At 73.2% G+C, this 24795-nt stretch carries 26 protein-coding genes; 8 read left to right on the top strand and 18 right to left on the bottom strand.

What is annotated here, in order from left to right:
• Positions 1-183: 183 nt before the first annotated feature.
• From ACF09K_RS11430 to ACF09K_RS11415, 4 genes are all read right to left on the bottom strand, one after another.
• On the bottom strand, positions 184-945 hold the full coding sequence (locus ACF09K_RS11430; protein ID WP_392242533.1) for an SDR family oxidoreductase: 762 nt from the start codon (positions 943-945) through the stop codon (positions 184-186).
• Between the two features lie 19 nt (positions 946-964).
• Complete coding sequence (fabG, locus tag ACF09K_RS11425) at positions 965-1726, bottom strand: 3-oxoacyl-ACP reductase FabG (protein WP_392242531.1); 762 nt, start codon at positions 1724-1726, stop codon at positions 965-967.
• A 169-nt stretch (positions 1727-1895) separates the two neighbouring features.
• On the bottom strand, positions 1896-2312 hold the full coding sequence (locus ACF09K_RS11420) for a DUF3037 domain-containing protein (RefSeq protein ID WP_392242529.1): 417 nt from the start codon (positions 2310-2312) through the stop codon (positions 1896-1898).
• Complete coding sequence (locus ACF09K_RS11415; RefSeq protein ID WP_392242527.1) at positions 2309-3064, bottom strand: HipA family kinase; 756 nt, start codon at positions 3062-3064, stop codon at positions 2309-2311. The genes ACF09K_RS11420 and ACF09K_RS11415 overlap by 4 nt, the downstream gene beginning before the upstream one ends.
• A 198-nt stretch (positions 3065-3262) precedes the next feature.
• Between ACF09K_RS11415 and ACF09K_RS11410 the strand changes: the two genes are divergently transcribed.
• A complete protein-coding gene (locus ACF09K_RS11410; protein WP_392242525.1) occupies positions 3263-3745 on the top strand; it encodes a Rieske (2Fe-2S) protein in 483 nt (160 codons plus the stop codon).
• 216 nt (positions 3746-3961) lie between these two features.
• Entirely contained in the window at positions 3962-4429 is a 468-nt protein-coding gene (locus tag ACF09K_RS11405; protein ID WP_392242524.1) for a pyridoxamine 5'-phosphate oxidase family protein, read from the top strand.
• A gap of 191 nt (positions 4430-4620) precedes the next feature.
• Here the strand turns inward: ACF09K_RS11405 and ACF09K_RS11400 are convergent, their stop codons facing one another.
• Positions 4621-5523, bottom strand: coding sequence for a LysR family transcriptional regulator (locus ACF09K_RS11400; RefSeq protein ID WP_392242523.1), 903 nt, complete (start codon positions 5521-5523; stop codon positions 4621-4623).
• Between the two features lie 75 nt (positions 5524-5598).
• Here ACF09K_RS11400 and ACF09K_RS11395 point away from each other — a divergent pair, with 75 nt between their 5' ends.
• Positions 5599-6633: a DMT family transporter gene (locus ACF09K_RS11395; RefSeq protein WP_392242522.1), complete on the top strand. Its 1035-nt coding sequence runs from the start codon at positions 5599-5601 to the stop codon at positions 6631-6633.
• A gap of 156 nt (positions 6634-6789) precedes the next feature.
• On the opposite strand, the gene ACF09K_RS11390 is transcribed toward ACF09K_RS11395, so the two are convergent.
• Complete coding sequence (locus ACF09K_RS11390; protein ID WP_392242521.1) at positions 6790-8121, bottom strand: aminotransferase class I/II-fold pyridoxal phosphate-dependent enzyme; 1332 nt, start codon at positions 8119-8121, stop codon at positions 6790-6792.
• Positions 8122-8156: 35 nt separating this feature from the next.
• Between ACF09K_RS11390 and ACF09K_RS11385 the strand changes: the two genes are divergently transcribed.
• Positions 8157-8855 (top strand): pyridoxamine 5'-phosphate oxidase family protein, encoded by a 699-nt coding sequence (locus tag ACF09K_RS11385; protein WP_392242519.1) that lies wholly within the window; start codon positions 8157-8159, stop codon positions 8853-8855.
• Positions 8855-9490, top strand: coding sequence for an FMN-binding negative transcriptional regulator (locus ACF09K_RS11380; RefSeq protein ID WP_392243175.1), 636 nt, complete (start codon positions 8855-8857; stop codon positions 9488-9490). The genes ACF09K_RS11385 and ACF09K_RS11380 overlap by 1 nt, the downstream gene beginning before the upstream one ends.
• A 112-nt stretch (positions 9491-9602) precedes the next feature.
• Here ACF09K_RS11380 and ACF09K_RS11375 read toward each other — a convergent pair whose 3' ends face one another.
• The 6 genes from ACF09K_RS11375 to ACF09K_RS11350 all read right to left on the bottom strand — a co-directional run bounded on the left by ACF09K_RS11375 (position 9603) and on the right by ACF09K_RS11350 (position 14951).
• On the bottom strand, positions 9603-10607 hold the full coding sequence (locus ACF09K_RS11375; RefSeq protein WP_392243174.1) for a DMT family transporter: 1005 nt from the start codon (positions 10605-10607) through the stop codon (positions 9603-9605).
• An 80-nt stretch (positions 10608-10687) separates the two neighbouring features.
• Entirely contained in the window at positions 10688-11299 is a 612-nt protein-coding gene (locus ACF09K_RS11370) for a Clp protease N-terminal domain-containing protein (protein WP_392242517.1), read from the bottom strand.
• Between the two features lie 266 nt (positions 11300-11565).
• Positions 11566-12201, bottom strand: a complete 636-nt coding sequence (locus tag ACF09K_RS11365; RefSeq protein ID WP_392242515.1) for a PadR family transcriptional regulator — start codon at positions 12199-12201, stop codon at positions 11566-11568.
• 114 nt (positions 12202-12315) lie between these two features.
• Positions 12316-13158 carry a class II glutamine amidotransferase gene (locus tag ACF09K_RS11360; RefSeq protein WP_392242513.1) on the bottom strand — a complete coding sequence of 281 codons (843 nt, stop codon included), beginning with the start codon at positions 13156-13158 and terminating at the stop codon, positions 12316-12318.
• Between the two features lie 62 nt (positions 13159-13220).
• The gene (locus tag ACF09K_RS11355; RefSeq protein WP_392242512.1) at positions 13221-13646 is read right to left on the bottom strand and encodes a hypothetical protein; all 426 of its coding nucleotides are present in this window, start codon (positions 13644-13646) and stop codon (positions 13221-13223) included.
• 375 nt (positions 13647-14021) lie between these two features.
• Entirely contained in the window at positions 14022-14951 is a 930-nt protein-coding gene (locus ACF09K_RS11350) for an NAD-dependent epimerase/dehydratase family protein (RefSeq protein ID WP_392242510.1), read from the bottom strand.
• Between the two features lie 189 nt (positions 14952-15140).
• On the opposite strand from ACF09K_RS11350, the gene ACF09K_RS11345 reads away from it, so the two are divergent.
• Positions 15141-15950: a PhzF family phenazine biosynthesis protein gene (locus ACF09K_RS11345; RefSeq protein ID WP_392242509.1), complete on the top strand. Its 810-nt coding sequence runs from the start codon at positions 15141-15143 to the stop codon at positions 15948-15950.
• Positions 15951-15983: 33 nt separating this feature from the next.
• On the opposite strand, the gene ACF09K_RS11340 is transcribed toward ACF09K_RS11345, so the two are convergent.
• Together ACF09K_RS11340 and ACF09K_RS11335 are read right to left on the bottom strand one after the other, a co-directional pair.
• The gene (locus ACF09K_RS11340) at positions 15984-16784 is read right to left on the bottom strand and encodes a CPBP family intramembrane glutamic endopeptidase (protein WP_392242507.1); all 801 of its coding nucleotides are present in this window, start codon (positions 16782-16784) and stop codon (positions 15984-15986) included.
• A gap of 162 nt (positions 16785-16946) precedes the next feature.
• Positions 16947-18464: a glutamate--cysteine ligase gene (locus ACF09K_RS11335; protein ID WP_392242506.1), complete on the bottom strand. Its 1518-nt coding sequence runs from the start codon at positions 18462-18464 to the stop codon at positions 16947-16949.
• A 579-nt stretch (positions 18465-19043) separates the two neighbouring features.
• Between ACF09K_RS11335 and ACF09K_RS11330 the strand changes: the two genes are divergently transcribed.
• On the top strand, positions 19044-19628 hold the full coding sequence (locus ACF09K_RS11330; protein WP_392242504.1) for a hypothetical protein: 585 nt from the start codon (positions 19044-19046) through the stop codon (positions 19626-19628).
• Between the two features lie 346 nt (positions 19629-19974).
• Positions 19975-20181 (top strand): DUF5999 family protein, encoded by a 207-nt coding sequence (locus tag ACF09K_RS11325; RefSeq protein WP_392242502.1) that lies wholly within the window; start codon positions 19975-19977, stop codon positions 20179-20181.
• A gap of 256 nt (positions 20182-20437) precedes the next feature.
• On the opposite strand, the gene ACF09K_RS11320 is transcribed toward ACF09K_RS11325, so the two are convergent.
• The 4 genes from ACF09K_RS11320 to ACF09K_RS11305 all read right to left on the bottom strand — a co-directional run bounded on the left by ACF09K_RS11320 (position 20438) and on the right by ACF09K_RS11305 (position 24691).
• Positions 20438-21508 (bottom strand): endo-1,4-beta-xylanase, encoded by a 1071-nt coding sequence (locus ACF09K_RS11320; protein WP_392242500.1) that lies wholly within the window; start codon positions 21506-21508, stop codon positions 20438-20440.
• A 58-nt stretch (positions 21509-21566) separates the two neighbouring features.
• Positions 21567-22331, bottom strand: coding sequence for a carbohydrate ABC transporter permease (locus tag ACF09K_RS11315; RefSeq protein ID WP_363092998.1), 765 nt, complete (start codon positions 22329-22331; stop codon positions 21567-21569).
• 62 nt (positions 22332-22393) lie between these two features.
• A complete protein-coding gene (locus tag ACF09K_RS11310) occupies positions 22394-23392 on the bottom strand; it encodes a carbohydrate ABC transporter permease (protein WP_392242498.1) in 999 nt (332 codons plus the stop codon).
• A 6-nt stretch (positions 23393-23398) separates the two neighbouring features.
• Positions 23399-24691: an extracellular solute-binding protein gene (locus tag ACF09K_RS11305; protein WP_392243172.1), complete on the bottom strand. Its 1293-nt coding sequence runs from the start codon at positions 24689-24691 to the stop codon at positions 23399-23401.
• Between the last annotated feature and the right edge of the window lie 104 nt (positions 24692-24795).

Below are 24795 nucleotides of genomic sequence, written 5' to 3'. Positions count from 1 at the left end.
ACCATACCGCAGCACCAGGCCGACTGAACCCGCTCCAAACATCACGTTATGGATCACGGGAAATGACGACGTTGTCGTGACTTTGTGTGATGTCCGGACGGCCGCACGGGCGCCGCCTCCGGTGTCGGAGGCGGCGCCCGTGCGGTGGGTGCGGCGGGGCCGTGCGGTGGGTACGGGGGGCCGTCAGGCCACGCCGGCGTTGAGGAACATGCCTCCGTCGACGACGAGGGTCTGACCGGTGACCCAGTCCGACTGCTCCGAGGTGAGGAACGCGGCGGCGCCCCCGATGTCGGAGGGCACGCCGAGCCGGGCCAGCGGGTAGGCGGCGGCCGCCTCGGCCTCCCGGCCCTCGTACAGGGCCTGCGCGAACTTGGTCTTCACCACGGCCGGGGCGATGGCGTTGACCCGCACCCCGGGCGCGAACTCGTGCGCCAGCTGCTGCGTCAGGTTGATCACCGCGGCCTTGCTCACGCCGTACGCCCCGATGAAGGGCGAGGGCGCGAGGCCCGCGACCGAGGCGATGTTGACGATGGCGCCGCCGTTGTCCTTCTGCCAGGCGTGCCAGGTGCGCTGGGCGAAGCCGAGCGCCGAGATCACGTTGGTCTCGAACACCTTGCGCGCCACGTTCAGGTCGAGGTCGGCGATCGGCCCGAACACCGGGTTCGTACCGGCGTTGTTGATCAGGTGGTCGACGCGACCGAAGGCCTCCATCGTGCGCTCGACGGCGATCGCCTGGTGCGCCTCGTCGTGGGCCTTGCCGGCGACACCGATGACGCGGTCGGCGCCGAGCCTGTCGACGGCCTCCTTGAGGGCGTCCTCGTTGCGTCCGGTGATGCAGACCCGGTCGCCACGGGCGACGAGCGCCTCGGCGACGCCGTAGCCGATGCCGCGGCTGGCGCCCGTGACGAGGGCGACCTTGCCGGAGAGTGCGGGCAGTTCAGTCATGTCCGTGATCCCTGGGGGTCTAGTTGAGCGGTCCGCCGGCGACGTACAGCACCTGGCCGGAGACGAAACCGGCGGCCTCGCCGGTGAAGAACGCGATCGCGTTGGCGATGTCGTCGGGCTCGCCGACGCGCGCCACCGGGATCTGGGTGGCGGCGGCGGCCTTGAACTCCTCGAAGCCCATGCCGACGCGGGCGGCGGTCGCGGCCGTCATGTCGGTGGCGATGAAGCCCGGGGCGACGGCGTTGGCGGTGACGCCGAACTTGCCCAGCTCGATGGCGAGGGTCTTGGTGAAGCCCTGCAGACCGGCCTTGGCGGCGGAGTAGTTGGCCTGGCCCCGGTTGCCGAGCGCGGAGGACGAGGAGAGGTTGACGATCCGGCCGAAGCCGGCGTCGACCATGTGCTTCTGGACCGCCTTGGTCATCAGGAACGAACCGCGCAGGTGCACGTTGAGCACCGTGTCCCAGTCGCCGGCGCTCATCTTGAACAGCAGGTTGTCGCGGAGCACGCCCGCGTTGTTGACGAGGATCGTCGGGGCGCCCAGCTCCTCGACGACGCGCGCGACGGCCGCCTCGACCTGGGCCTCGTCGGAGACGTCGGCGCCGACCGCGATCGCCCGGCCGCCCGCCGCGGTGATCTTCTCGACGGTGTCCTTGCAGGCTGCCTCGTCGAGGTCGATCACCGCGACCGCGCGGCCCTCGGCGGCCAGCCGTACGGCGGTGGCGGCACCGATGCCGCGCGCCGCGCCCGTGACTACTGCGACCCGCTGCTCTGTGGTGGACATTGCTGCTTCTCCTCGCCCTCGAGAATGTACGTCCGTGTGGGGAGCGACCGTCCTGATCACCGTCGATTCGGTGAGCGACCGCTTAGTACCTTCGGCAGACGTGACGCTAGAAGCCTTGGCACCCGGTGTCAACGCCACACGGGGGCGGTGTGATCCATCACCCGGACGGTCATCTCACCAGGAGGTCCAGCAGGCGATCGGTCTCGGCCGCGGGATCGGTGGTGAGCCCGGTGTGCACGGGCCCCGGCCGGACGACCGTCGAGCGGGGCGCGATCAGCCAGCGGAACCTCCGTCCGGCGTCGTCGTGCGCCGCCTGTCCGGCCGCCTCGCCGCCGCCGCACAGGTCCTCCACGGCGCGCAGCGCGGCGCGCACCCCGGCCACGTCCGCGGCCGGGTCCAGCGCCAGCAGCCGGGCCTCGTCGAGGTGGGTGCGGGCGCCGACGTAGCCCTGGGCCCGGCAGTAGACGAGCACGCCCGCGTTGATGCGCTCGCCGCGCTCGACGCGGGGCACGATCCGCAGCAGGGCGTACTCGTAGACGTCCCGCTCGTTGGCCTCGCCGGCCCTGATGATGTGGCGCTCGTTCACCGGTCCCTCTCGATGCGTTCGTGGATGACGGTGGCGCGCGCGAGGAGGGGTGCCGCGTAGGCACGCCGGAGCGCGTCCGGGGTGTCGAAGCCGGGCTCGCCGGTCAGCCAGGCGTCGGGGATCTCGGCGGTGACCTCGGCGAGGAGGTCGGCGGTGACGAGGGGGGCCAGCTCGGCCGCGGCGGCCTCGACGTCCGGGCGGAAGCGGGCGAGGGCGTGGTCCGTGGCGTCGTAGGGGCGGGCCGCGGAGGTCCCGGCGGAGGGCCAGTTGTGGTGCCAGATCATGGTGGCGCCGTGGTCGATGAGCCACAGGTCGCCGCGGTGCACCAGCAGGTTGGGGTTGCGCCAGGAGCGGTCGACGTTGTTGACCAGCGCGTCGAACCAGACGATCCGCCCGGCTTCGGCGGGGTCGACCGGGAAGGCGAGCGGGTCGAAGCCGAGGGCTCCGGACAGGAAGTCCATGCCGAGGTTGGTCCCGCCGCTGGACCGGAGGAGGTTCTGCACCTGCTGTTCGGGTTCGCCGAGGCCCAGCACGGCGTCCAGTTCCACGGTGACCAGGCGCGGAACCCTCAGTCCCAGGCGGCGGGCGAGTTCTCCGCAGACGACCTCGGCGACGAGGGTCTTGCGGCCCTGCCCGGCGCCGGTGAACTTCAGGACGTAGGCGGCGAGGTCGTCGGCCTCGACGAGGCCCGGCAACGAGCCGCCCTCACGCAGGGGCGTGATGAAACGGGTCGCGATGACTTCCCTGAGCATCGCCCCAGGCTACCGGGGCCGCGCGGACCCGCGGGGCCCGGCCGACGGCTCCGCGGCAGCTGCGGCTCACGCCCGGCCCGTCCCGGACGGGCCGGGCTCCCGGCACGGTCCGAACGGGCCCGACCGCCGCTGAACGGGCGGCACCCGTGGCCCGTACCTCTCGGCACACCGTCGCATCCGCCCGAAGGGAACCCCAGCATGACCAGCGCATCGTTCCACCCCGCCTCGGGACCCGCCCGCCGCACCGTCGTCGCGGCAGCCGGAGCCGCGGGGCTCGCCGCCGCGCTGACCGCGTGCGGGGGCTCCGACGACGACTCGTCCGCTTCGGTGGACTCCTCGGGGGCGGCCGGCGGCGGTTCCGGGTCCGCTGCCGCCGGCGGCGGGGCCGCGGCGGGTGCGGCCCTGGCGACGACCGCGGACATCCCCGAGGGCGGCGGGAAGGTGTTCGCCGACCGGAAGGTGGTCGTCGTGCAGCCGACGGCGGGCGAGTACAAGGCCTACTCGGCGGTGTGCACGCACCAGGGCTGCGCGGTGAAGAGCATCGCCGACGGGGTCATCAACTGCCCCTGCCACAACAGCAACTTCTCCGTCGCCGACGGCAGCGTCAAGAGCGGCCCGGCGACGAAGCCCCTGCCCGAGGTGCCGATCAGCGTGAGCGGCGACTCGATCACGCTGGCCTGACGCGCCCGCCGCGTCCTGTCCGTCCCGTCCGTGCCTCCTCGCCCCGCCGCGCCGCGTCCGCCGCGTCCGCCGCGTCGCGTGAGGAGGACCGCCGTTGCGCGAGCGGGGATGAGGACCCATCCTGTGCGGGCGGACCGCCCTTTCCTGACGTGATGTCAGGGATGCCTCCGGCACGACGTGCGTGACGTGAGGGAAGCCGAGAGAGAAGAGGTACGGATGACCGTCACCCAGCGCAGGGGCCGGAAGATCATGATGTCTCCGGGCGAGGTGAGCGCGTTCCTCACCACCCAGCGCACCTGCCGGGTGGCCACCGTGTCCGCCGACGGCGCCCCGCACGTGAGCGCGCTGTGGTTCCTGTGGGACGGCTCCGCGCTGTGGCTGTACTCCGTGGTGCGCAGCAGGCGCTGGGCGGACCTGCGCCGGGACCCACGGGTCGCGATCGTGGTCGACAGCGGAGAGGAGTACGAGTCGCTGCGGGGCGTGGAGCTGTCCGGCACCGTGGAGTTCGTGGGCGAGATCCCGCGCACCGGCGGACTCTGCGCCGAACTCGACTCCGTGGAGACGCTGTTCGCCCGCAAGAACTTCGGTCTGGACGCCATGCCGCACGACGGACGGCACGCGTGGGTGCGGCTGCGCCCGGAGAAGATCGTGTCGTGGGACTTCCGCAAGCTGGCCGACCTGTAGGGGCCGGCCCCGTCGGTCCACGGTGTGTCGGCCGGCGGCGGACCGGCGGGCCGCCCCGGTCCTGCGGCAGTCGGCTTGCGGGACACGGGTCGGCGGGAGCCGGGCCGTCGACGGCGGGCCGGCGGCAGGTCCTCGGGAGCCGGGCCGGCGGCAGGCCCGCGGGAGCAGGACCGGCCGGCGGCCGGCCGGTGTCAGCCGAGGTTGTCGGCGGCCGACTTCAGCGCCCGCACCGCCGCCCTGATCGACGGGCGGCGGTCGGCGTCCGCCCGCCACAGTGCGTAGACGTGCCGGCGCAGCCGCTGCCGGAGCGGGACCATGACGATTCCCTCCGGCACCGGGTGGCGTCCGAGCAGCGGGGCGATGCACACTCCCAGCCCGGCCGCCACCAGGCCCAGTTGGGTGTGCGTCTCGGCCGCCCGGTGGCCGACGATCGGCTCGACGCCCCGCGAGCGGAGCGTGAACATCAGCCACTCGTGGCAGAACTCGCCGTCGGCCCAGGTGATCCACTCGTCCCCGGCGAACTCCGTGAGGTCCACCTCGTCCCGCCCCGCGAGCGGGTGCCCGGCCGGCATCGCCACGTCGGCGGGGTCGTCCAGGATCGGCGCCTTGACCAGCCCGTCCGGTACCGGCATCGGCTTGTTGTACCAGTCCAGGACGACGGCGAGGTCGAGGTCGCCGCGGATCACCCCGGCGATCCCGCGCTCCGGCTCCAGTTCGCAGGAGCGCACGCGGAGCCCCGGGTGCTCCCCGCGCAGACCGGCGAGCGCGGTGGGGAACAGCCCGCGCGCGGCGGTCGGGAACGCCGACAGCCTCAGCTCCCCCACCACCTGGCCGCGCTGGGCCTCCAGGTCCGACTGGGCCAGCTCGACCTGCGAGAGGATGCGGGCCGCGTGGTCGGCGAGCAGCCGGCCCGCGTCCGTGAGCCGGACGCCCCGCCCGTTCTTGGCGAGGAGCCGCTGGCCGACCTCGCGTTCCAGTTTGGCCATCTGCTGCGAGACGGCCGAGGTGGTGATGTGCAGCCCCGCGGCGGCGCCGCTGACCGAGCCGTGCCGGGCGAGGGCGTCGAGGGTACGCAGGCGCTCCAGATTCAACATGTAAGCGATGCTACGAAATATTGCTCGCGAATTCTCGCTTGTGCTACGACGTCGTTGTCGGGGACGGTGAGGACCATGACCACCGCCGCCACCACGGGTTCTCCGTCCGCGCCCACGCCCGCCTCCGCATCCGCGCCCGTCCCCACCCCGGTGCCCGCCTCCGCGCCGGCGCCCGGCGCAGCCTCCCCGTCCACGTCCACGCCCACGGACGTCCGGCCGGCCGGCCGCCCCCGCGGCACCCTGGACTGGCGGCTGCGCTTCGGGTTCCTCTCCCTGATCTGGGGCTTCAGCTTCCTGCTCATCAAGGTGGGCACGGGAAGCTACGCGCCGTTCCAGGTCACGCTCGGCCGGCTGGCGTTCGGCACGGCGGTGCTGGCGGTGGCCATCGCGGTGAAGCGGGACCGGCTGCCGCGCGGGGCCCGCACCTGGGCGCACCTGACCGTCGCCGCGCTGCTCCTGAACGCGCTGCCGTTCTCCCTGTTCGCCTACGCGGAACTGACCATCCCGTCCACCCTGGCGGGCATCTGCAACGCGACCTCGCCGCTGTGGGGCATGGCCCTGTCCCTGGTGGCCCTCTCCGAGGACCGGCCCACCCGGGTGAGGGTGGCGGGCCTCGGCCTCGGCTTCCTCGGCGTGCTGACGGTCCTGGGTGCCTGGCAGGGCTTCAGCGGGCTCGACGCCCGCGGCACGGCGCTGGCGCTGCTGGCCTCGCTGAGCTACCCGATCGGATGGATCTACGTCCGCCGCACCCTGGCCGGCACCGGCAGCTCGGCTCTGTCGATGACCGGCGCCCAGCTGTTCCTGGCCACCCTGCAACTCGCCGTGGTCACCCCGTTGTTCACCACGTTCCCGACGCGCTTCCCGCTGCTGCCGCTGCTGGCGGTCGCCGCCCTGGGCGCCCTGGGCACCGGCCTGGCCCTCCTGATCCAGTACGGCCTGGTCACCGAGGTCGGCCCGACGACCGCCCAGATGGTCACCTACTTCATCCCGGTCATCGCGACGGCGGCGGGCGTGGCCCTGCTCGGCGAGTCCCTGACCTGGTCGACACCGGTGGGAGCGGTGATCGTCCTGGCGGGAGCGGCGCTGACCCAGGTGCGGCCCAAGGCGTAGCACCCGGGCACGGACGCGGAGGAGCAGCGGACGGGGAGCCGCGGATGAGGAGCGACGGACGAGAAGGCGGACGAAAGGGGCGCGGGGAAAAGGGCGCGGGAACGACGTCACCGGTGCACGCCGAGGCGTGCGCCGGTGGCGCGGCCCGGGCCCCCGCTACACGACCCCCCGCCCCCTCCCCACCCGTACCGCCGAGGCCACCGCGTCCGCCAGGGCCTCCGCCTCCCCCTCCCCCAGCGTCGACACGGTGATCCGGATGCCGGGCGGAGCCGCGAGCCGGAACCGCGCGCCGGGCGCGACCGCCCATCCCGCGTGCAGCAGCCGCGCCACCGCCCCGGTCTCGTCGGGCACCGGGACCCACACGTTCATCCCGCAGCGGCCCCACGCCGCGATCCCCCGCTCGGCCAGCGCGCCGATCAGCGCGTCCCGGCGCCTGCCGTACGCCCCCGCGACCGCCGCGGTGTCCACCGCGCCGTCGGCCCACAGCCGCACGACGGCCCGCTGGGTGATCCTGCTGACCCAGCCGGGCCCGAGGCGTTGGCGCCCGCGGACCCGGTCGAGGGTGACCTCGTCGCCGGTGAGGACGGCGAGCCGCAGGTCGGGGCCGTAGGCCTTGGCGACGGAGCGGACGAAGGCCCAGTGCCGGGTGACGCCCGCGAGGGGATGCAGGGGCAGGTCGACGATCCGGTGACCGTGGTCGTCCTCGACGAGCAGGGTCTCCGGAAACCGGCGCAGCACGGCCCGCAGGGCCCGCGCGCGGGCGGCGCCGAGCACGGCGCCGGTCGGGTTCTGCGCCCGGTCGGTCACGATCAGGGCGCGTGCGCCGGACGACAGGGCGCGGTCCACGTCCTGCGGGAGCGGTCCGTCGTCGTCGAGACCCACCGGGACGGTGCGCAGGCCGAGTGCCGGGACGAGGTCGAGGAGCGAACCCCAGCCGGGATCCTCGACGGCCACCGTGTCGCCGGGCCTGAGGTGCGCGGCGAGCACCCGCTCGACGGCGTCGAGCGAGCCGGAGGTGACGGCCACCGGCCCGGCCGGGACCCCGTCGGCGTCCAGCTCGGCGCGGGCCCGCCGGGCCAGTTCGGGTTCGACCGGCTCGTCCCCGTAGAGGACCGGTTGCCGGTCGCCCCGGTCGGCGGCCCGGGCGAACGCCGGACCGAGCGGCGGCAGCAGCGCGGGGTCCGGATTGCCCGCCGACACGTCCCGCACCCCCTCCGGCACCTCCACCCGGACGGACTCGCGGCCGGTCGTGGCCGGCTTGGACCGCACTCTGCTGCCCCGCCGGCCGTCGGTCTCGATCACCCCGCGCTCGCGCAGGGTGCGGTAGGCGGCCGCGACGGTGTTCGGGTTCACCCCGAGCCGCTCGGCCAACTCCCGCATCGGGGGCAGAAGTCGCCCGGGCTCCAGCTCACCGGCGCCCACCGCCCGCTCGACGCTCGCGGAGATGTCGGCTGCGCGCCGCCCTTTGATCGGATACTCTCCTAGCACAAACACGATTATGCACTAGTGCAATGGAGAGCGCCATGCAGGGGACCACGCAGCCGCAGGGAACCGCGCCGTCGACGCCGCCGGCCGCCTACACCCCGACCGACCGCACGGTCCCCACCCGGTCCGCCGAGCGGGCCTCCTACGACAGGGACCTGGTGCACGCGATACTCGACGAGGGGTACGTCTGCCACCTGGGCTTCGTCCGCGACGGCGTGCCGGTGGTGCTGCCCACGCTCTACGGCCGGGTCGGCGAGACGCTCTACGTGCACGGGTCGACGGGCTCGCGCCCGCTGCGGATGACGGGGCGGGCCGCCCCGGGTCTGCCGGTGTGCCTGACGGTGACGCACGTCGACGGACTGGTGCTGGCCCGCTCGGCCTTCCACCACTCGGTCAACTACCGCTCCGTCGTCGTGCACGGCCTCGCCCACGACGTGACCGACCACGAGGAGAAGCTCCTGGCCCTGGACGCCCTGGTGGACCACGTCGTCCCCGGCCGTGCCGCGGACTCCCGGCCCGCGAACAAGAAGGAGCTGGCCGCCACCGCGGTCATCCGCATCGACCTGAACGAGGTCTCGGCCAAGACCCGCACCGGCGGCGTGAACGAGGAGCCCGAGGACCTCGCCCTCCCGCACTGGGCCGGCGTGATCCCCCTCCGCAAGGGCTACGGCACCCCGGTCCCGGAGGCCGACCTGCCGCCCGGCACCGGACTCCCCGCCTACCTCGGGGCCCTGTGATACTGATCCGGCCCTGGGACGCGCCCCACGACGACGCCGAGCGGCAGCGGTGGCCGGCCGCGCACGGCTTCGGCCGGCTCGCCGTCAACGGCCTTCCGGGCGGGGCCCCGTGGGTCCGGCCCCCGCACTTCGCCCACGACGCCGGCCGCGGCGAGGCCGCCGCCCACCTCGCCCGGCCGAACCCGCTGTGGGCGGCCCTGGAGGCCGGCCCCGAGGTCGTGCTCAGCGTGGTCGACGACCACGTGTACGTTCCCGGCCCCTGGCAGGCGCCGCCGGAGGAGCCGGCCGAGCACGGCACCCCGACGAGTTTCCACACGGCGGTCCAACTGCGCTGCACGGCTCACCCGGTCGACGACCCGGAGGCCGAGGCCGGCCTGCTGAACCGGCAGACGGGCCACTTCCAGCCGGAGGGCGGCTCCGCCCGGGTCGCGGCGGGCGAGGTGCCGTACGGCCGTCCGCTCTCCGGGATCCGCGGGATCCGGCTCGAGGTGACGGGCGTACGGGCCGAGTTCGAGTACGCGGACCACCGGCCCGCCGGAACCCGGGAGCGCATCGCGGCGGGCCTCGCGGCACGCGGCGGTCCGGGCGACGCGGCGGCCCGCGAGCACCTGCTGCGCCGCGGCCCCGGGGCGTGACGGCGGGGCCGCGGAAGCCGGGTCCGGTTCTCCCGGCGTACCGGGCGGGCCGGCCGGTGCGCCGGGGCCGCACGGTCCGCCCGGCGGACCTCCGCCCTCGCTCGAGCCCCCGTCAGGTCGCCGTCCCGCGGGCGGACAGCTCCCGCTCCGGGCCGCCTGCGGCCATCGGGTCCGGGGAACCCTTGGCGGGGGCGGACGACTGGGCGATGAACGCGCCCAGCAGGACGACCGCGCCCCCGACGACCTGCGGCGGCGAGAGGTGCTCGCCGAGCAGGACCCAGGCGAGCACGGTGGCGATGACCGCCTCCAGGCAGGCCACGACACCCGCCACCTGCGGGGAGAGCCGGCGCACGGAGACCACGCCGGTGACGTACGCGACGACCGTGGCGATCAGGACGATCCAGCCGAGCAGCAGCCAGGCCGGGACCTCGGTGCCGTCCATCGCGGCGGTGCCCGTGAGCACCGACCGGTCCATGCCCCAGGGGCGGGCCACGGCCGTCAGGACGACGGCGCCGACGAGAAGGCCGTAGGCGATCACGCCGAGCGGGTCGGGGGCGTCGTCGCCGGAGTCGCCGCCCTGGTCGGACAGGACGAAGTAGCCGACCTGGCAGCAGGCGGCGGCCAGCGCCAGGGCCAGGCCGAGGGCGTCGAAGCCGAGCCCCGACCAGACCTCGACGACACAGGCGAGCCCGCCCACCGCGAGGACCACGCCGAGCGCGGCGGCCCGCGTCACCGGCCGCCGCTGCACGAACCGCACCCAGCCGAGCACGAGGGCGGGCGCCAGGTACTCGACGAGCAGGGCGACGCCGACGGGGATGCGGGAGAGGGAGGCGAAGTAGAACGCCTGGACGCCGGCCACGCCGAGCAGTCCGAACCCGGCGAGCAGCGCGGGACGGCGGCGCACCAGCGCGCGGTGGCGCACCGCCAGCGGCAGCATGACCAGGGCCGCGCCCGTCACGCGCAGCCACACCACGTGCAGCGGGTCGAGGCCCGCCTCGATCAGCGGCTTCGCCGCCACTCCCGATCCGCCGAAGGCGATGGCCGACCCGACCGCGAGAGAGAGCCCGATGCCCTTCCCGCGACTGACCTGACTGCTCACAGACGTACGCACCGGCACATGATGACAGGCCACGACATGACCGTCACCCCGGTTGACACCTGTCTCAGTCGCTGGACGGGGAAGGGACCCCGCCCGGGTCAGGGTGCGTCGCCGGCAGCGTCTCCGGCGACGGCACCGTCGCCGTCGCACTCGTCGAGGCAGCCGTCGATCCGGGCGCACACCTCCAGCGGGTCGATGCCGGCCCGGCCCAGCACCTCGACGGCACGGGCCTGCGGGTCGGCGAGGATCGCGGCGAGCAGGTCGACACCGCGGGCGACGCCGCCCGCGCCGGGAAGCCGGCCCGCGCCGGGGGCGCCGGGTCCCGGGCGCCCGGCGGCACGGGCCCGCGCGTGCCACAGCGCGGCGGAGGCGAGGGGCGAGAAGCCCTCGGCGGGCGCGACGGCGGGCAGGGCGCCGGATTCCTCGACGCCGCCCTGCCAGCGCAGGCCGTAGCCGATGCTGCGCTGGACGAGATAGCCGAAGAGGCGGGCGAGCCGCGGACCCCCGCCGAGGACGGCGCACACCTCCGGGTCGCTCTCCAGGAGGGAGTGCAGCAGGTGCGCGGTGTCGATCTGCCGGTCGCCGTCCCGGACGGCCCGCCGGCGAGCGCCCCCGACCGCCGCCGCCAGCTCGGCACTGAGCCCGGCGTCGTCTTCCATGGCCCGGAACGCGTGGTCGCGGACCGGCTGCCGGGGGATACGGGGTTGCACGTCCTCCACCCCATCAGTCCCGGCCGGCCGGGTCATCCGCGGAGGGAACCATCTTGGCGTCCCACGGAGAGCCGACGGCGGGTGCCGGAATCTCCTCCTTGCGGATGAGATCAGGCCGTTCTCGCACCAGCCGCGCGCGCCGCCTTGCCTCAGCCCCGCGACAGCCGCGACCCCGGGAACACGGAAGCGGAGAACGCCCCGCGGAGTCCTCCACCGGGCGCCCCCGCTCCCGTACGGAACGGCCGTCAGTCCTGGTCGGCGAGCCGTCAGTCCTGGTCGGCGAGGATCAGGTACAGCTTCCTGCGGGCGTCGTCGACGACCGTGAGCGCCTTCTCCCGCTGTTCCTTGCTGCCGGTCCTCCAGACCTGCCCGAAGGCCTCCATCAGACCGAAACCGGCCTGCCGGATCTCGCCGAGGGCCTCCCGGTCGACCCCGCGGGAGGCTTCCTCCCAGGGCGCCTCGGGTCCCTCCTCGGCCACCGTGCGGCCCGCCTCGGTGAGCGAGAACAGCTTCTTGCCGCCCTCCGGCGCGCTGCCGATCAGGCCCTCGTCCTCCAGCAGTTGGAGGGTGGGGTACACCGAGCCGGGGCTGGGCTTCCACGCGCCGCCGCTGCGCTCGGCGATCTCCTGGATCATCTCGTAGCCGTGCATGGACCGGTCCTTCAGCAGCGCCAGGATCGAGGCGCGCACGTCACCGCGCCGCGCCCTCCCCCTGGGTCCGCCACGCCCCCGACCGCCCCAGGGTCCCGGTCCGAAGCCCGGACCGAAGCCGCCACCGGGGCCGAAGCCCGGACCACCCGGGCCGAAGGGCCCGAAGGCGGCCCGACGCCCGTCGAAGCCGCCCCGGCCGCCCCGGGCGAAGCCGTCCTGTCCATGTCCACGCTCGTATCCGTGGGTGCGCATCGCCATCACTCCGTTCATTCGTTCGTCGATCGATCGCGATGCGTCAACGATATATCGGAACAGTTCGCGCGGGAAGGCCCGGCGGGACACCACCTCGTCCCGTGCGGTGCCGGATCACGCCAGGGCGGGTTCCAGCGGGGTGAAGGAGAACATCTCGTCGCCGCCGGGCTGCACCACGCCGCCCGTGCCCTCGGGGACCGCGTTCCAGGCGCCGGGGAGGTCGCCGAGCGGCTCGGACACGATGAGGCGCGTGGTGTCGGAGACCTCTTGCAGGAACTCCACATCGGGGTGGAGGGCGCGCAGGGTGTCCACCCGGGTGCTGTAGAACAGCGAGCGCGAGGCCTTCAGGCTGGAGTAGCGGAACGCCCACAGCCGCTCCCCGTCCGTCACGGCGACCGTCATCTGCAGCGGGAACTCCACCCCGTGCTCGTGGCCGGTCCGCTCCACCAGGCCCGCCATGCGCGCGACGGCGCTCGGCGGGTCCTGCTCCAGGCCGAGGGTGAGCGCCAGGTAGAACATCATCTCGGAGTCCGTGGAGCCCTCCATGTCGAGGAACAGCTCCGGGTCGACGGCCAGCGCCAGGTCCCGCCGTACGCGGTGGAACTCGGCGATCGCGCCGTTGTGCATCCACATCCAGCGGCCGTGGCGGAACGGGTGGCAGTTCGTCTGCTGCACCGCGGTCCCCGTCGAGGCGCGGATGTGGGCGAAGAAGAGCGAGGAGCGGACGTGGCCCGCGATCTCCCGCAGATTGCGGTTGCTCCAGGCCGGGCCGATGTCACGGACGACCGCGGGGGTCTGCAGGTCCGGTCCGTACCATCCCACTCCGAAGCCGTCGCCGTTGGTCGTCTCGACGCCCATCCGGGAGTGCAGGCTCTGGTCGATCAGTGAGTGCTCCGGCTTGTAGAGGATCGTCTCGAGCAGAACGGGCGTGCCCGAGTAGGCGAGCCATCGGCACATCGCGCGCCGCCTTCCTGGCCGTCGGGGCGCGCGGGCGGCCGTCGCTCCCGCGCGCGGGAGGATCAGTGGCGCAGCGACGCGGTGTCCGACCGCGGCATGCACAGGGCCCAGATGACGAACCCGGAGAAGGCGATCATCACGACGGACCAGACCGGGTAGTACGGCAGCGACAGGAAGTTGGCGATGACGAGGAGTCCCGCGATGGCCACGCCGGAGACCCGCGCCCACATCGACCCCCGGAAGAGCCCCATGCTGACGAGCACGGCCACCACGCCGAGCGCCAGGTGGATCCAGCCCCAGCCGGTGAGGTCGAACTGGAAGACGTAGCTGCGGGTCGTGACGAAGACGTCGTCCTCGGCGATCCCCATGATGCCGCGGAAGATGTCCAGGATCCCCGCGAGCATGAGCGTCACGGCGGCGAAGACCGTCAGGCCCTCGGCCCACTGCTGCTTGGCGGTCCCGGTGTGCGAAGAGTGCGTCGCGCTCATACCGTCGCCTCGATTCGGATGTCGTGGATGGTCGGCGGCCCGAGGCGGAGGCCCGGCACCGGGGCCGGGGCGGCCGGAACCGCGCGGTCGGGGCTGGCTCCCCCACCCGCCACGGCGGGCGCGGCACGCGGTGACCCGGATCGTCCCGCTCGGGCCGGCATGGCGTTCACCGCCACTTCTCGTCAGGCCTTGGGCAACGCTCACTCCAGCATCCCAGCGTGCCGGTGAGTCCGCGCGGTGGAAGGCTTCCGCACCGGGAACCGCCGTGCCGCACGTCACCGGGCCCGGACGACGCGCGAGGCGGACCGGGCGGCACGGGCCCGTGCCGCCCGCGGGCCGGTGCGCCCGTGTCCCCGGTCCGTGCCCCGCGCTGTCTCAGGCGCCCCGTCCCAGCCGCTCCCGGTACCACCCGGCCGCGTCCGAAAGGCGGCTCAGCGGGCCGGGTCCCGGCGGCTCGGCCGTCAGTTCCCAGATCTCGTCGGCGCGGTACCAGTGGTCGCGGCCGACCAGGGCGAACTGGCGTTCCGAGGCCCGGCCGGGGGTGGCCCGCAGGCGCTCCAGGCAGGTGGCCCACGGCCAGTCGGCGTCCGGGCGGGGCGGCAGCACGCCGTACCGCGCGAGCGCGGCCAGCAGGTCGCCGACGCGCACGGGGTCGGGGTGAGCCGCGTGGTACACGCCGGACGGGACCGGGTGGGGGCCGGTGGCGACCGCGGCGATCAGACGGGCGAGGTCGCCCACGTCGATCACCGAGAGCAGGGCCCGGCCGCCGTCCCACTCGGCCGGCACCCGCTCGACCAGCTCCCGCAGGCCCGGCACGACCCACCGGTCCCCGGCGCCGAGCACGAGTCCCGGCCGCAGGACGACCGCGCCGGCCTCCCGGGCGGGTGCCTCCCCGGCCAGCCGGGTCCGGCTCACGGCGGAGGCCGGCTCGGCCCGTGTCCCGTCCACGGCGATGCCCCGGTGCGGGCCGGCGCCGTACACCGCGGCCGTCGACAGGTGCACCACGCGGCGGGCACCGGCCCGCCGGGCCTCCGCCATCAGCGCACGGGTGCCGCCGACGTTGACCTCCTCGCACAGCCGCTCGTCCGCGCCGACGTACGAGGCCAGGTGGACGACCGTCCGCGCGCCCTCGCACAGACCGCGCACCGCGTCCGGGTCGGTCAGATCGCCGCGCACCCACTCGACGGCCCCGGCCCCGGCCTCGCCGCCGGGGAGCGCGCGGACCAGGGCCCGCACACGGACTCCCCGGTCCAGCAGCGCGCCGAGCGCATGGGACCCGATGAAGCCGGTCGCCCCCGTCAGCACGAGGGGGCCCTCGTCGTTCCTTGCCTCGGTGCCGTTCAGGGCAGTGTCCTTCCGCCGGTCGTCGTGCCTGCCGGGGCCGCCCGCCCCACCGCGATCAACGTCCGGGCGGGCGCGGCCGGTTCCCCGACCGGTCCAGCGGTCGCCGATTGGCCTTGGCCGACCGCCGCGGCCGGCGCCTACCGTCGCCCCATGCGGATTCGTATCGTCGACGCCTTCACCGACCGTCCCTTCGCCGGAAACCCCGCCGGGGTCCTGCTGCTCGACGCCTTCCCCGGCGACGACCGGCTCCAGAACGTGGCCCTCGAGGTCAACCACGCCGAGACGGCCTTCGCGCACCCGCTGCCGGCGGGCGGCGGGGCCGACTGGGCGCTGCGCTGGTTCACCCCCGTCACCGAGGTGGCGATGTGCGGCCACGCCACGCTGGCCACCGCGCACGTCCTGCACAGCACGGGTGCCCACGCGGGACCGGTGCGGTTCGCGACCCGCAGCGGGGTGCTCGTCGCGACGCCCGCCGAGGACGGTTCGATCACCCTGGACTTCCCGACCGCTCCCCTCACCCGTGTGGAGGTCCCGGAGGGGGTCGCCGAGGCCCTGGGCGCCGAACCGCTCACGGCCTTCGACACCGGCCCGGACGTGGGCGACCTGCTGGTCGAACTCGCCGACGAGGACACCGTCCGCGCCCTGCGCCCCGATCACCGGGCCCTGCGCGCCCACTCCGCGCGCGGCGTCATCGCCACCGCCCGTGCCGAACGCCCCGGCCTGGGCCACGACTTCGTCTCCCGCTGCTTCTTCCCCAACGTCGGCATCGACGAGGACCCGGTCACCGGCAGCGCCCACACGGCACTGGCCCCCTACTGGTCGGAGCGCCTCGGCCGCGCCGAGCTGACCGGTCTGCAGGCCTCACCGCGCTCCGGCCACGTCCGCACCGAACTGCGCGGCCCGCGCACCCTGCTCAGGGGCCGCGCGGTCACCGTCATCGAGGGCGACCTGCTCGCCTAGGGTCCGTCCGGGCCGGGGGCGTAAGGCCCGCGTTCACGCCGTGGGCAGCCAGTCGACCTTGCCCGCCAGCAGCGCGTATCCGACGAAGGCGCCGATGTCGAGCAGGGCGTGCGCGACGACCAGGGGCCCCACCCGGCCCCACCGCCGGTAGAGGTGCACGAACACCACGCCCATCACCATGTTGCCGACGAACCCGCCGATGCCCTGGTAGAGGTGGTACGAGCCGCGCAGCACGGAACTGGCCGCCAGCGCCCCGACCGGCGTCCATCCCAGCTGTCCGAGGCGACGCAGCAGGTAGCCGACCACGACGACCTCTTCGAGGATCGCGTTCTGCAGCGCCGACAGGATCAGCACCGGGTACTTCCACCACACGTCGGGCAGGGCCTCGGGCACCACCGTGAGGTTGAAGCCGAGGCCGCGGGCGGCGAGGTAGAAGGCGATGCCGGAGCTGCCGATGACCGCGGCGATCGCGGCGCCGCGGCCGAGATCGGGCCAGGGGCGGGTGCGGTCGAAGCCGAGGGTGCGCAGGCCCTGTCCCTCGCGCAGCAGCAGGTGCGCGACGAGCGCGACGGGGACGAGCGCACTGGCGATCCCGAACAGCTGCCAGGCGAGGTCGAGCCAGGGGCGGCCCGGCGCGGCCGAGGCGTTGAGGGTCGCCGCCTGGTCCTTGAGGCCGCCCGGCTTCGTGACCGATCCGACGAAACTGATCAGGGCGGACACCCCGCTCGCGCCCAGCGAGACGCCCAGGACGAGCAGCGTCTCGTCCCGGAGGATCCGCCGGGAGAACCGCTCCTGCGGAAAAGAATCAGCCACCTGCGGGGCCTCCACCTTCACACCTGCCGCACCACCATCGGACGTCACAGCTTGCCCGATCCCCACGGTGCGGCCGGCGTCGGCCCCACGCCGCGAAGTCCCGTGCGCAAGGCCCGCGCTCACGACCCGGGCGCGCGGCCCGTCCGCCGGGGGCCGCGCGGAACCGCGGTGCCCCCGGGGCCGTCACCCCGCGGGGACGGGCTCCGGCAGTCCCACCGGCCAGGTGTGCGCGGGCTCTCCCCGGCGGCTCAGCTCCGCGTACCGCCGGGTCGTCGCCGCCAGGGCCGCGTCCCGCGGCAGCCCCGCCTCCAGCGCGGCGTGGAAGGTCGCCACCTGCCAGCTCGCGCCGTTGGTCCGCAGCCGGCACCGTTCCTCGATGACGCCCAGGTAGAGGTCGCGGTCGGCCGGCTCCACCCCCCACGCGTCCAGCCCGGCCTCGGCCAGCGGCAGCAGCTCGTCGCGTACGAGACTCACCGCGTCGACCTCCGTGACGCCCCCGAGCCGGCCGCGCCGGGGCCAGCGCAGCCGGGCGTCGATGCCGTGGCGGCAGGCCGCGTCGAAGTTGTCGGCGGCGGTCTCGAAGGGCATCCGGGTCCACACCGGCCGGGACTCCTCGGCCAGGGCGCGGACCACGCCGTAGTAGAAGGCCGCGTTGGCGACGACGTCGGTGACGGTCGGGCCGGCGGGCAGGACGCGGTTCTCGACGCGCAGGTGCGGGACGCCGTCGGCGACGTCGTAGACGGGGCGGTTCCAGCGGTACACGGTGCCGTTGTGCAGGACCAGTTCGGCGAGTCTGGGGGTGCCGCCCGCCGCCAGGACCTGCGCCGGGTCCTCCTCGTCGCAGAGGGGCAGCAGGGCGGGGAAGTAGCGCAGGTTCTCCTCGAACAGCTCGTACGCGGAGCTGATCCAGCGTTCGCCGAACCAGGTCCGCGGACGCACTCCCTGGGCCTGGAGTTCCGGCGGCCGGGTGTCGGTGGCCTGCTGGAAGAGCGGCGGCCGGGACTCGCGCCACAGTTCGTGGCCGAAGAGGAACGGCGAGTTGGCACCGATGGCGATCTGGGCCGCGGCGACGGCCTGCGCGGCGTTCCACACGTCGGCGAAGCGGCCCGGCGTGACCTGGAGGTGCAGCTGCACGGACGTGCAGGCGGCCTCGGGGACGATCGACTTCGAGGTGCAGGACAGATGCTCCACGCCGTCGATGTCGAGGGTGAACTCCTCACCGCGGGCGGCGACGATCTGATCGTTGAGGAGGGTGTAGCGGTCGACGTCGGAAAGGTTGGAGGAGACCAGGTCGTCACGGTCGAGAGTCGGCAGAATACCGATCATCACGATTCCCGCGTCGACTTCCCCGGCCTTTCGGTGGGCATATGCCAATGAGGTACGGACTTCTTCCGCGAGCCGGTCGAATACCCGGCCGCCCAGCCGGTGTGGGGCTATGTTCACTTCCAGATTGAACATGGCGAGTTCTGTTTGGAAGTCCCGGCTGGCGATCCGCTCCAGCACTTCCCCGTTCAACATTTTCGGCAGACCGTCCGCGCCGGCGAGATTCAGTTCGATCTCCAGCCCCATGAGATTCCTGGGGCGGTCGAAGCGCTGCTGGGCCAGCAGTCGCTCCAGCACCGACAGGCACTGGCGCAGCTTGTCCCGGTGGCGCTGGCGATCGGACAGGTCGAACCCGCCCGCCACGACCTTCTCCCCCATGGGGCGTCCCTCCTCGCGTGGCGGTCCGAGGTTCCGGCCGCCGGTGTGCCGGGGTCAGATGGGATGATGCCCAACCCCGTCGATCGATAACGTCACCTACCCGGCATCGCACCCGCTACTCTGGCCGAGTCGCCGGAGGTGACCGGAGGCACATTCACGGGGCATGAGGCAAAGGGCCGATTCGCGAACTCGGGATCTCGTGAAAAACGCCGACGAGAATGAGCCGACCACTGCGTCCGCATATCCTGAGGTCATCGGGGCGCGCCTCTCTCCGAATCGGGATGATTCACGCGTACCGCCGTCCGAATGGAATCTTGACGGGTATCCCGGGAGCGGCTAGCCGAAACGCAGTCTGAACACGTGTCGTATAAACTCCGCGGACAAGGCGGAGAAGGTGGGCACCCCGCGGTCGAAGAAGCCTGTCGTCCTCTACGAGAGGGACGGCGGGCCGCAGGCGCAGCCTCCGTTCCCAGACCCCGGCTCCCCTGCCTCTCCGACCTCACCCTGAGAGCTGACAGCGCCGTCCGCCCCACCCACGCCCTCGTGCCATCGTGCCTGTCCAATGAGAGGCGACCCACCATGCCGCTGCATGTCCCCCCGGCTCCCGCGCCCGCCCTGCGCTCCGTCCTCACGGCACTGGGTTCTCCCACCGCGGTCCGCGAGGCGAGGACTCCCGCCCTGCGCACCGCGCAGGGACCCCTCACTCCCGAACTCCCGCTGCCCGTGCACGTCCTGGACCGGATCGCCCCCGAGGGCGCGTCCGCGACCAGGCTGGCCGGCTGGCGCTTCCTGATCCGCTGCGGAGACCGGTCGCTGGCCGCGGCCGAGACCCGGCTGACCCCGGACGGCTGGGCCTTCTCGCACTTCTTCGAGGGCCCGTACCTCGCCTCCACCGAACTGGCCCTGCGCCAGGCCGAGTCGACGACCCAGCCGTACCAGGCGCGCCTGCTGTCCCTGCCCGGCCTCTACATGCTCACCCTGTGGCTGCACGGCGACTGCGCCTCGGACGGCACCTCCGGACATCCGGCGCCGACCGACCTCCTGGTGCCGCTGGCCCCGGCGCCGCCCGGCATCGCCGCGCACCGCCCGCACCGGGTCGCCGAGTTGCTGCCGGTGCTCAGCCTCCGGGTGACCCGGCCGCCCCTGCTCGGCTCGCCGGCCTGACCGCCCGCCCGCCTCGTGCCGTACCCCGCCACCGCGGCCCCGGTGGCGGGGTACGACGCTCTCTCCGGTCCGGCCCAGGGCCCCCGGGCCATGGGGACTAGCCCCATCCGGCCGGCCGGAACCACCCGAACTGACGGTGCGACGGGAATGAACCGCTCGCGCGGATGACGCGTCATGAACCTGTGAGGAGCGGTGCCGCGAAATCCCTGCGGAACGACGCCCGCGGGGCAACACTGGGGTTCCGACCGACTTATCACAACGGGGGGCGGCCATGAACGACGTTTCACGCCGCGGGACAGACACGACACACCTTCCACCCACCACGCCTGAGCGAGAGATCCCCTCCATGTGCCAGCACCAGCCACCGTGCCCGACAGCCGACTCCGCCGACCGGGAATCCGCCCGCCTCGTGGCGCACCACCCGGAACAGGGCTGGAGCCTGCTGTGCAACGGCGTCCTGCTCTTCGAGGACACCGGCGAGATCCTGCCGGACGGCCGGATCATCGCACCGCACCGCCCGCTGGCCGGCGGCCGCGTCGTGACGGCGGCCTGAGCGGCACCGTTTCGGCACCACCGGGACGGCGCCGTCGAGCGCCGGCCACCGGTCCGGGGGCCGGACCGCGGCCGCCGCCGCGCGCCGGCCCCGACGCGCGCCCGCGGCCGCTCACTCCCGGTGACCCCGTGGTCGCCCCCGTGGCTCCCGCGGTCGTCCTCCCGTCCTCCTCGCCCACGGGTACGCGAGGTCCGGAGGGTCCCGGACCTCGCGCCCCTCGGCGCACCCCCGCCGGCTCGTGTTCCGCGCCGCTGCCCTACTTCAGCGCCTCCCGGATCGCGTGGTACGCCGGCTTCGGCGCGAGCTGCTCGTCCCACGGCAGGGCCGCCCCCTCGCCCGGGAAGAAGTCGGGAATCCACGAGTACTTGTCCGTGTAGTCCCAGACGGTCACGCCGGCGCACCGCCGCACCGCGAGGCACGCCTCGGTCAGGTCCCGGTACCAGTCGGCCTGCTGGGCCAGCTTCTCCTCGGTCGCGGGCAACTGCATCCGCACGTCGACCTCGGTGAGCGCGGTGTCCAGGCCGAGGCGGCCGAAGCGGCGCAGGTTGTCCTCCAGGCTCGCCGGATAGCCGTACTGGAGGGCGAGGTGGGCCTGGAGGCCGAAGCCGTGCAGCGGGACCCCTTGCGCCTTGAGCTCCTTGGCGAGGGCGTAGTAGGCGTCGCTCTTGGGGCCGACGGCCTCGACGTTGTAGTCGTTGAGGTAGAGCTTGGCCTTGGGGTCGGCCTGGTGGGCCCAGCGCAGGGCGTCGGCGATGTAGCCGGGGCCGAGCGTCTTGTAGAAGACCGTCTCGCGGTAGGTGCCGTCCTCGTTGAACGCCTCGTTGACGACGTCCCAGGAGTAGACCTTGCCGCGGTAGTGCCGCACCTCGGTCTGGATGTGGTTCTTGAGGACGGCCCGCAGTTCGGGGGCCGTCCACTCCCGGTCGGTGAGCCAGCCGGGCAGCTGGCTGTGCCAGACGAGGGTGTGGGCCCGGACCCGCTGGTGGTTCGCGCGGGCGAGGTCCACGATCTCGTCCCCGGCGGAGAAGTCGAAGACGCCTTGCTGCGGCTCGGTGGCGTACCACTTCATGCCGTTGCCGGGGGTGATCATGTCGAACTCCTCGCCGAGGATCTCCGTGTAGGCGGTGTCGGTGAGTTCGGGGTTGTCGGTGGCACTGCCGAAGTAGCGGCCGTGGCGCTCGGCGAGGTCGGCGAGCGTGCGGTGGTGCTGGTGCTGTCGGTGCTGCTGGTGCGCCTGTGCGGCCGGGCCGGTGGCGACACCGGCGCCGGTCAGGACGGCGGCGAGCACCGCGGCGAGTCCGAGCCGGGTACGGGAGGTGCGGGGCATGGGGCGACTCCTGGGCGATCGGTGATGTCGTCGAGTCGTACGGCCGCGGGGGCGCGCGTCATCCCTTCGTGGCGCCGGCGGTGAGTCCGCCGACGAGCTGGCGCTCGGCGACGGAGTAGAAGGCCAGGGCGGGGACCATGGCGAGGACGAGGTACGCGAAGACGCGGGCGTACTCGGCCGAGTACTGCCCCTGGAACTGCTGCACGCCGATGGGGATCGTCCACCAGGTGGAGTCGGTGAACACCAGCAGCGGCAGGAAGAAGTTGTTCCAGCTCCCCACCACCGCCAGCACGGAGACCGTGCCGAGGGCGGGGCGGGCCATGGGCAGCAGGATCCGCCAGAAGAAGCCGAGGGGGCCGCAGCCGTCGAGGGTGGCGGCCTCCTCCAGTTCGGCGGGGATCTCCCGGAAGAAGCCGCGCAGGATGACGATCGTCATCGGCAGCCCGAAGGCGGCCTGCGGCAGGATCACCCCGAGCGGGTTGTCCAGCAGGCCGATCTGGCGCAGCAGCAGGAACAGCGGCAGGGCCGCCACCGCGAAGGGGAACATCAGCCCCAGTGTGAACAGGGTGAACAGCGCCTCCCGGCCGCGGAAGGCGAACCGGGCGAAGGAGAACGCGGCGAGCGCGGACACCGCGACCACCACCACCGTCGTGCCGATCGCGATCAGGGTGCTGCTGCCGACCAGTTGCCAGAAGGAGCCGGATCCCAGGATGTCGGTGTAGTTGGAGGTCACCCACGACTCGGGCAGGCCGATGGGGTTGCGGGACAGCTCGTCGGTCGACTTGAAGCCGGACAGGACGGCGTAGACGAGGGGGACGGCCATCGCCGTGCCGACGGCGATCAGGACGATGTGGAGCGGGAAGGTACGGCCTGTCCGGCGGGCGTTCACGAGCCGCCTCCTCTCAGGGTCGTGGTGGCCCCCTCCAGGTCGCGGCGGAGCACGAACCTCTGGTAGGCGAGGGCGAAGACGAGGCTGATGGCGAACATGGCCACGCTGATCGCGCTGGCGTAGCCGACCTGGTAGCGCTTGAAGCCGTACTGGAACAGGGTGACGGCCATCGTCTCGGAGTGGTGGTCGGGGCCGCCCGCGGTGGTGACCCACACCAGGTCGAAGAGCTGGACCGCGCCGATGACGGACAGGAAGACGCTGATCCGCAGGGTCGGGGCGAGCAGCGGCAGGGTGACGTGGCGGAAGCGCTGCCAGGCGCCGGCGCCGTCGATGAGCGCGGCCTCGGTCAACTCGGCCGGGATCGACTGGAGTCCGGCCAGGTAGAGCATCATGTGGAAGCCGAAGTACTTCCACGTCATGACGAGGAACAGGGTGGCCATGACGGTGGACGGGTCGGCGAACCACTCCCCGCCCAGGCCGTCCAGGCCGACCGCGCCGAGCACGTGGTCGGCGAGTCCCTGGTCGGGCGCGAAGATCATGGCGAACAGCACGCCGGTGATCGCCTCGGAGAGGATGTACGGCGCGAAGAACAGCATCCGGTAGACGGCCCGCCCGCGGAGGCGCTGGTTGAGCGCGACCGCGAGGGCGAGCGCGAACGGCAGCTGGACCACGAGCGAGAGCACGACCAGGAGCAGGCAGCGCCAGAGGTCACCGAGGAAGACCGGGTCGTCGAGGAGACGGGTGAAGTTGTCGACGCCGATGTAGTCCTCGGGCATGCCGAAGCCGCCCCAGCGGAAGAACGAGGCGTACAGCGCGAACAGCATCGGCAGCAGCACCAGCACGCCGAACAGCACCAGGGCGGGCACCTGGAAGACGACGGCGGTGAGCCAGTGGCGTGCCCGCCGCCGGGCCCGTCCCCGGGCCGCTCCGGCGGCCGGGGGCGGGGTACCGACGGGCGGGCCGCTGCGCTTGTCCGGGAGGTAGGTCGAGGTCATCGCCGGCTACTGCTCTTCCTTCGCGATCTTGGTGATCGACTGGGCGACCTGCGCGGGTGACTTGGAACCGGCGACGAGGGCGGCGACGCTGTCGTTGATCTCCTGGCCGAGAGCGGGCGCGTAGGCCTGGTCGAGGTAGAGCTGGAAGCCGGTGGCCGCCTTCAACTGGGTCTGCACGGCCTTGAGGTTGGGGTCGGTCAGCGCGCTCTCGGCGGCCGGCACCACGGGCAGCACCCCGGTCTTCTTGACCAGTTCGGTGTCGGTGGCCGCGGAGGCGAAGAACTTCAGGAAGTCGACGGCGGCCTGCGGGGCGCCGGCGCGCAGGGCGTGTCCGCCGCCGCCGCCGAACACCTCGGTGAGCTTGCCCTGTCCGCCCTCGACCTCGGGGAACGGGAAGAAGCCGAGGTCGGCGCCGAGTCCCTTGCCGGCGTCGGCCTCCACCACCGGGGCCCACTGGCCCATGAGTTCCATCGCGGCCTTGCCGTTGCCGACGGTGGCGGCCTGTCCGGTGGGGCTGGAGTAGGCGGCGCCGAGGAAGCCCTTCTGGAACGGCTGGAGGTCGACCAGGTCCTGGAGGTGCTGCCCCGCCTGGACGAAGCCGTCCCCGGTGAAGTCCTTGTCGTCGTTGGCCTTCTGCAGGGCGTCGACCCCGGCGGTGCGCATCGCGAGGTAGGCCCAGTAGTACATGCCGGGCCACTTCTCCTTGCCGGCCAGGGCGATGGGGGTGATGCCGGCGGACTTCAACTTCCTCACGGCGTCGAGGAATCCGCTCCAGGTGGTGGGCGGCGCGCTGACGCCGGCCTTCTTGAAGAGGGCCTTGTTGTACCAGAAGCCGATCATGCCGATGTCGAACGGTATGCCGTAGACCTTGTCGTCCACCAGGTACGGCTCCTTGGCGACCGGCAGCATGCCGTCGGCCCAGTCCTTGGTGCGGTCGGTGAGGTCCTCGACGAGCCCGGCCTCGACCTGCTGCTTCAGGACGCCGCCGCCCCAGGTGTGGAAGATGTCCGGCAGCTTCCCGGAGGCGATCAGCGCGGTCATCTTCGACTTGTAGGCGTCGTTCTCCAGTTGGACGATCTTGACCTTCACCTTGGGGTTCTGGGCTTCGAACTGCTTGGCGAGGGCGGCCCAGACGTCCTTGGTCGGCTGCGTGGTGGAGATGTTCCACCACTCGATGGTGGTCGTCCCCGACGATCCTCCGTCCGAGTCGCCGCCGCAGGCGCTCAGTGCCGTCATGCCGAGTCCGGCAGCGGCGGAGGCCGCCAGGAAGCCTCGTCGGGAGAGTCCCGGGTCGCCCATCATGTGCTCCTTGGGGTACGGAACGGCCGGACACGGCCGTTCGCAGGATCGAAAGTTTCGGTAGCAATCCAGAAAGCTTCGCTGCTGCCGCACCCTAGAGACAG

Origin of the sequence: Streptomyces sp. NPDC014882, assembly GCF_043081325.1 — a bacterium.
In the GTDB taxonomy this organism is placed as follows: domain Bacteria; phylum Actinomycetota; class Actinomycetes; order Streptomycetales; family Streptomycetaceae; genus Streptomyces.
This window is presented reverse-complemented; position numbering and strand designations above follow the sequence as displayed.

Excerpts from the sequence above, each read along its gene's own strand:
- ACF09K_RS11430 (WP_392242533.1), bottom strand. The coding sequence starts at position 945 with ATGACTGAACTGCCCGCACTCTCCGGCAAGGTCGCCCTCGTCACGGGC.
- fabG (WP_392242531.1), bottom strand. The coding sequence starts at position 1,726 with ATGTCCACCACAGAGCAGCGGGTCGCAGTAGTCACGGGCGCGGCGCGC.
- ACF09K_RS11415 (WP_392242527.1), bottom strand. The coding sequence starts at position 3,064 with ATGCTCAGGGAAGTCATCGCGACCCGTTTCATCACGCCCCTGCGTGAG.
- ACF09K_RS11410 (WP_392242525.1), top strand. The coding sequence starts at position 3,263 with ATGACCAGCGCATCGTTCCACCCCGCCTCGGGACCCGCCCGCCGCACC.
- ACF09K_RS11405 (WP_392242524.1), top strand. The coding sequence starts at position 3,962 with ATGACCGTCACCCAGCGCAGGGGCCGGAAGATCATGATGTCTCCGGGC.
- ACF09K_RS11400 (WP_392242523.1), bottom strand. The coding sequence starts at position 5,523 with ATGTTGAATCTGGAGCGCCTGCGTACCCTCGACGCCCTCGCCCGGCAC.
- ACF09K_RS11395 (WP_392242522.1), top strand. The coding sequence starts at position 5,599 with ATGACCACCGCCGCCACCACGGGTTCTCCGTCCGCGCCCACGCCCGCC.
- ACF09K_RS11385 (WP_392242519.1), top strand. The coding sequence starts at position 8,157 with ATGCAGGGGACCACGCAGCCGCAGGGAACCGCGCCGTCGACGCCGCCG.
- ACF09K_RS11365 (WP_392242515.1), bottom strand. The coding sequence starts at position 12,201 with ATGCGCACCCACGGATACGAGCGTGGACATGGACAGGACGGCTTCGCC.
- ACF09K_RS11360 (WP_392242513.1), bottom strand. The coding sequence starts at position 13,158 with ATGTGCCGATGGCTCGCCTACTCGGGCACGCCCGTTCTGCTCGAGACG.
- ACF09K_RS11355 (WP_392242512.1), bottom strand. The coding sequence starts at position 13,646 with ATGAGCGCGACGCACTCTTCGCACACCGGGACCGCCAAGCAGCAGTGG.
- ACF09K_RS11345 (WP_392242509.1), top strand. The coding sequence starts at position 15,141 with ATGCGGATTCGTATCGTCGACGCCTTCACCGACCGTCCCTTCGCCGGA.
- ACF09K_RS11335 (WP_392242506.1), bottom strand. The coding sequence starts at position 18,464 with ATGGGGGAGAAGGTCGTGGCGGGCGGGTTCGACCTGTCCGATCGCCAG.
- ACF09K_RS11330 (WP_392242504.1), top strand. The coding sequence starts at position 19,044 with ATGCCGCTGCATGTCCCCCCGGCTCCCGCGCCCGCCCTGCGCTCCGTC.
- ACF09K_RS11325 (WP_392242502.1), top strand. The coding sequence starts at position 19,975 with ATGTGCCAGCACCAGCCACCGTGCCCGACAGCCGACTCCGCCGACCGG.
- ACF09K_RS11320 (WP_392242500.1), bottom strand. The coding sequence starts at position 21,508 with ATGCCCCGCACCTCCCGTACCCGGCTCGGACTCGCCGCGGTGCTCGCC.
- ACF09K_RS11315 (WP_363092998.1), bottom strand. The coding sequence starts at position 22,331 with ATGGCCGTCCCCCTCGTCTACGCCGTCCTGTCCGGCTTCAAGTCGACC.
- ACF09K_RS11310 (WP_392242498.1), bottom strand. The coding sequence starts at position 23,392 with ATGACCTCGACCTACCTCCCGGACAAGCGCAGCGGCCCGCCCGTCGGT.
- ACF09K_RS11305 (WP_392243172.1), bottom strand. The coding sequence starts at position 24,691 with ATGGGCGACCCGGGACTCTCCCGACGAGGCTTCCTGGCGGCCTCCGCC.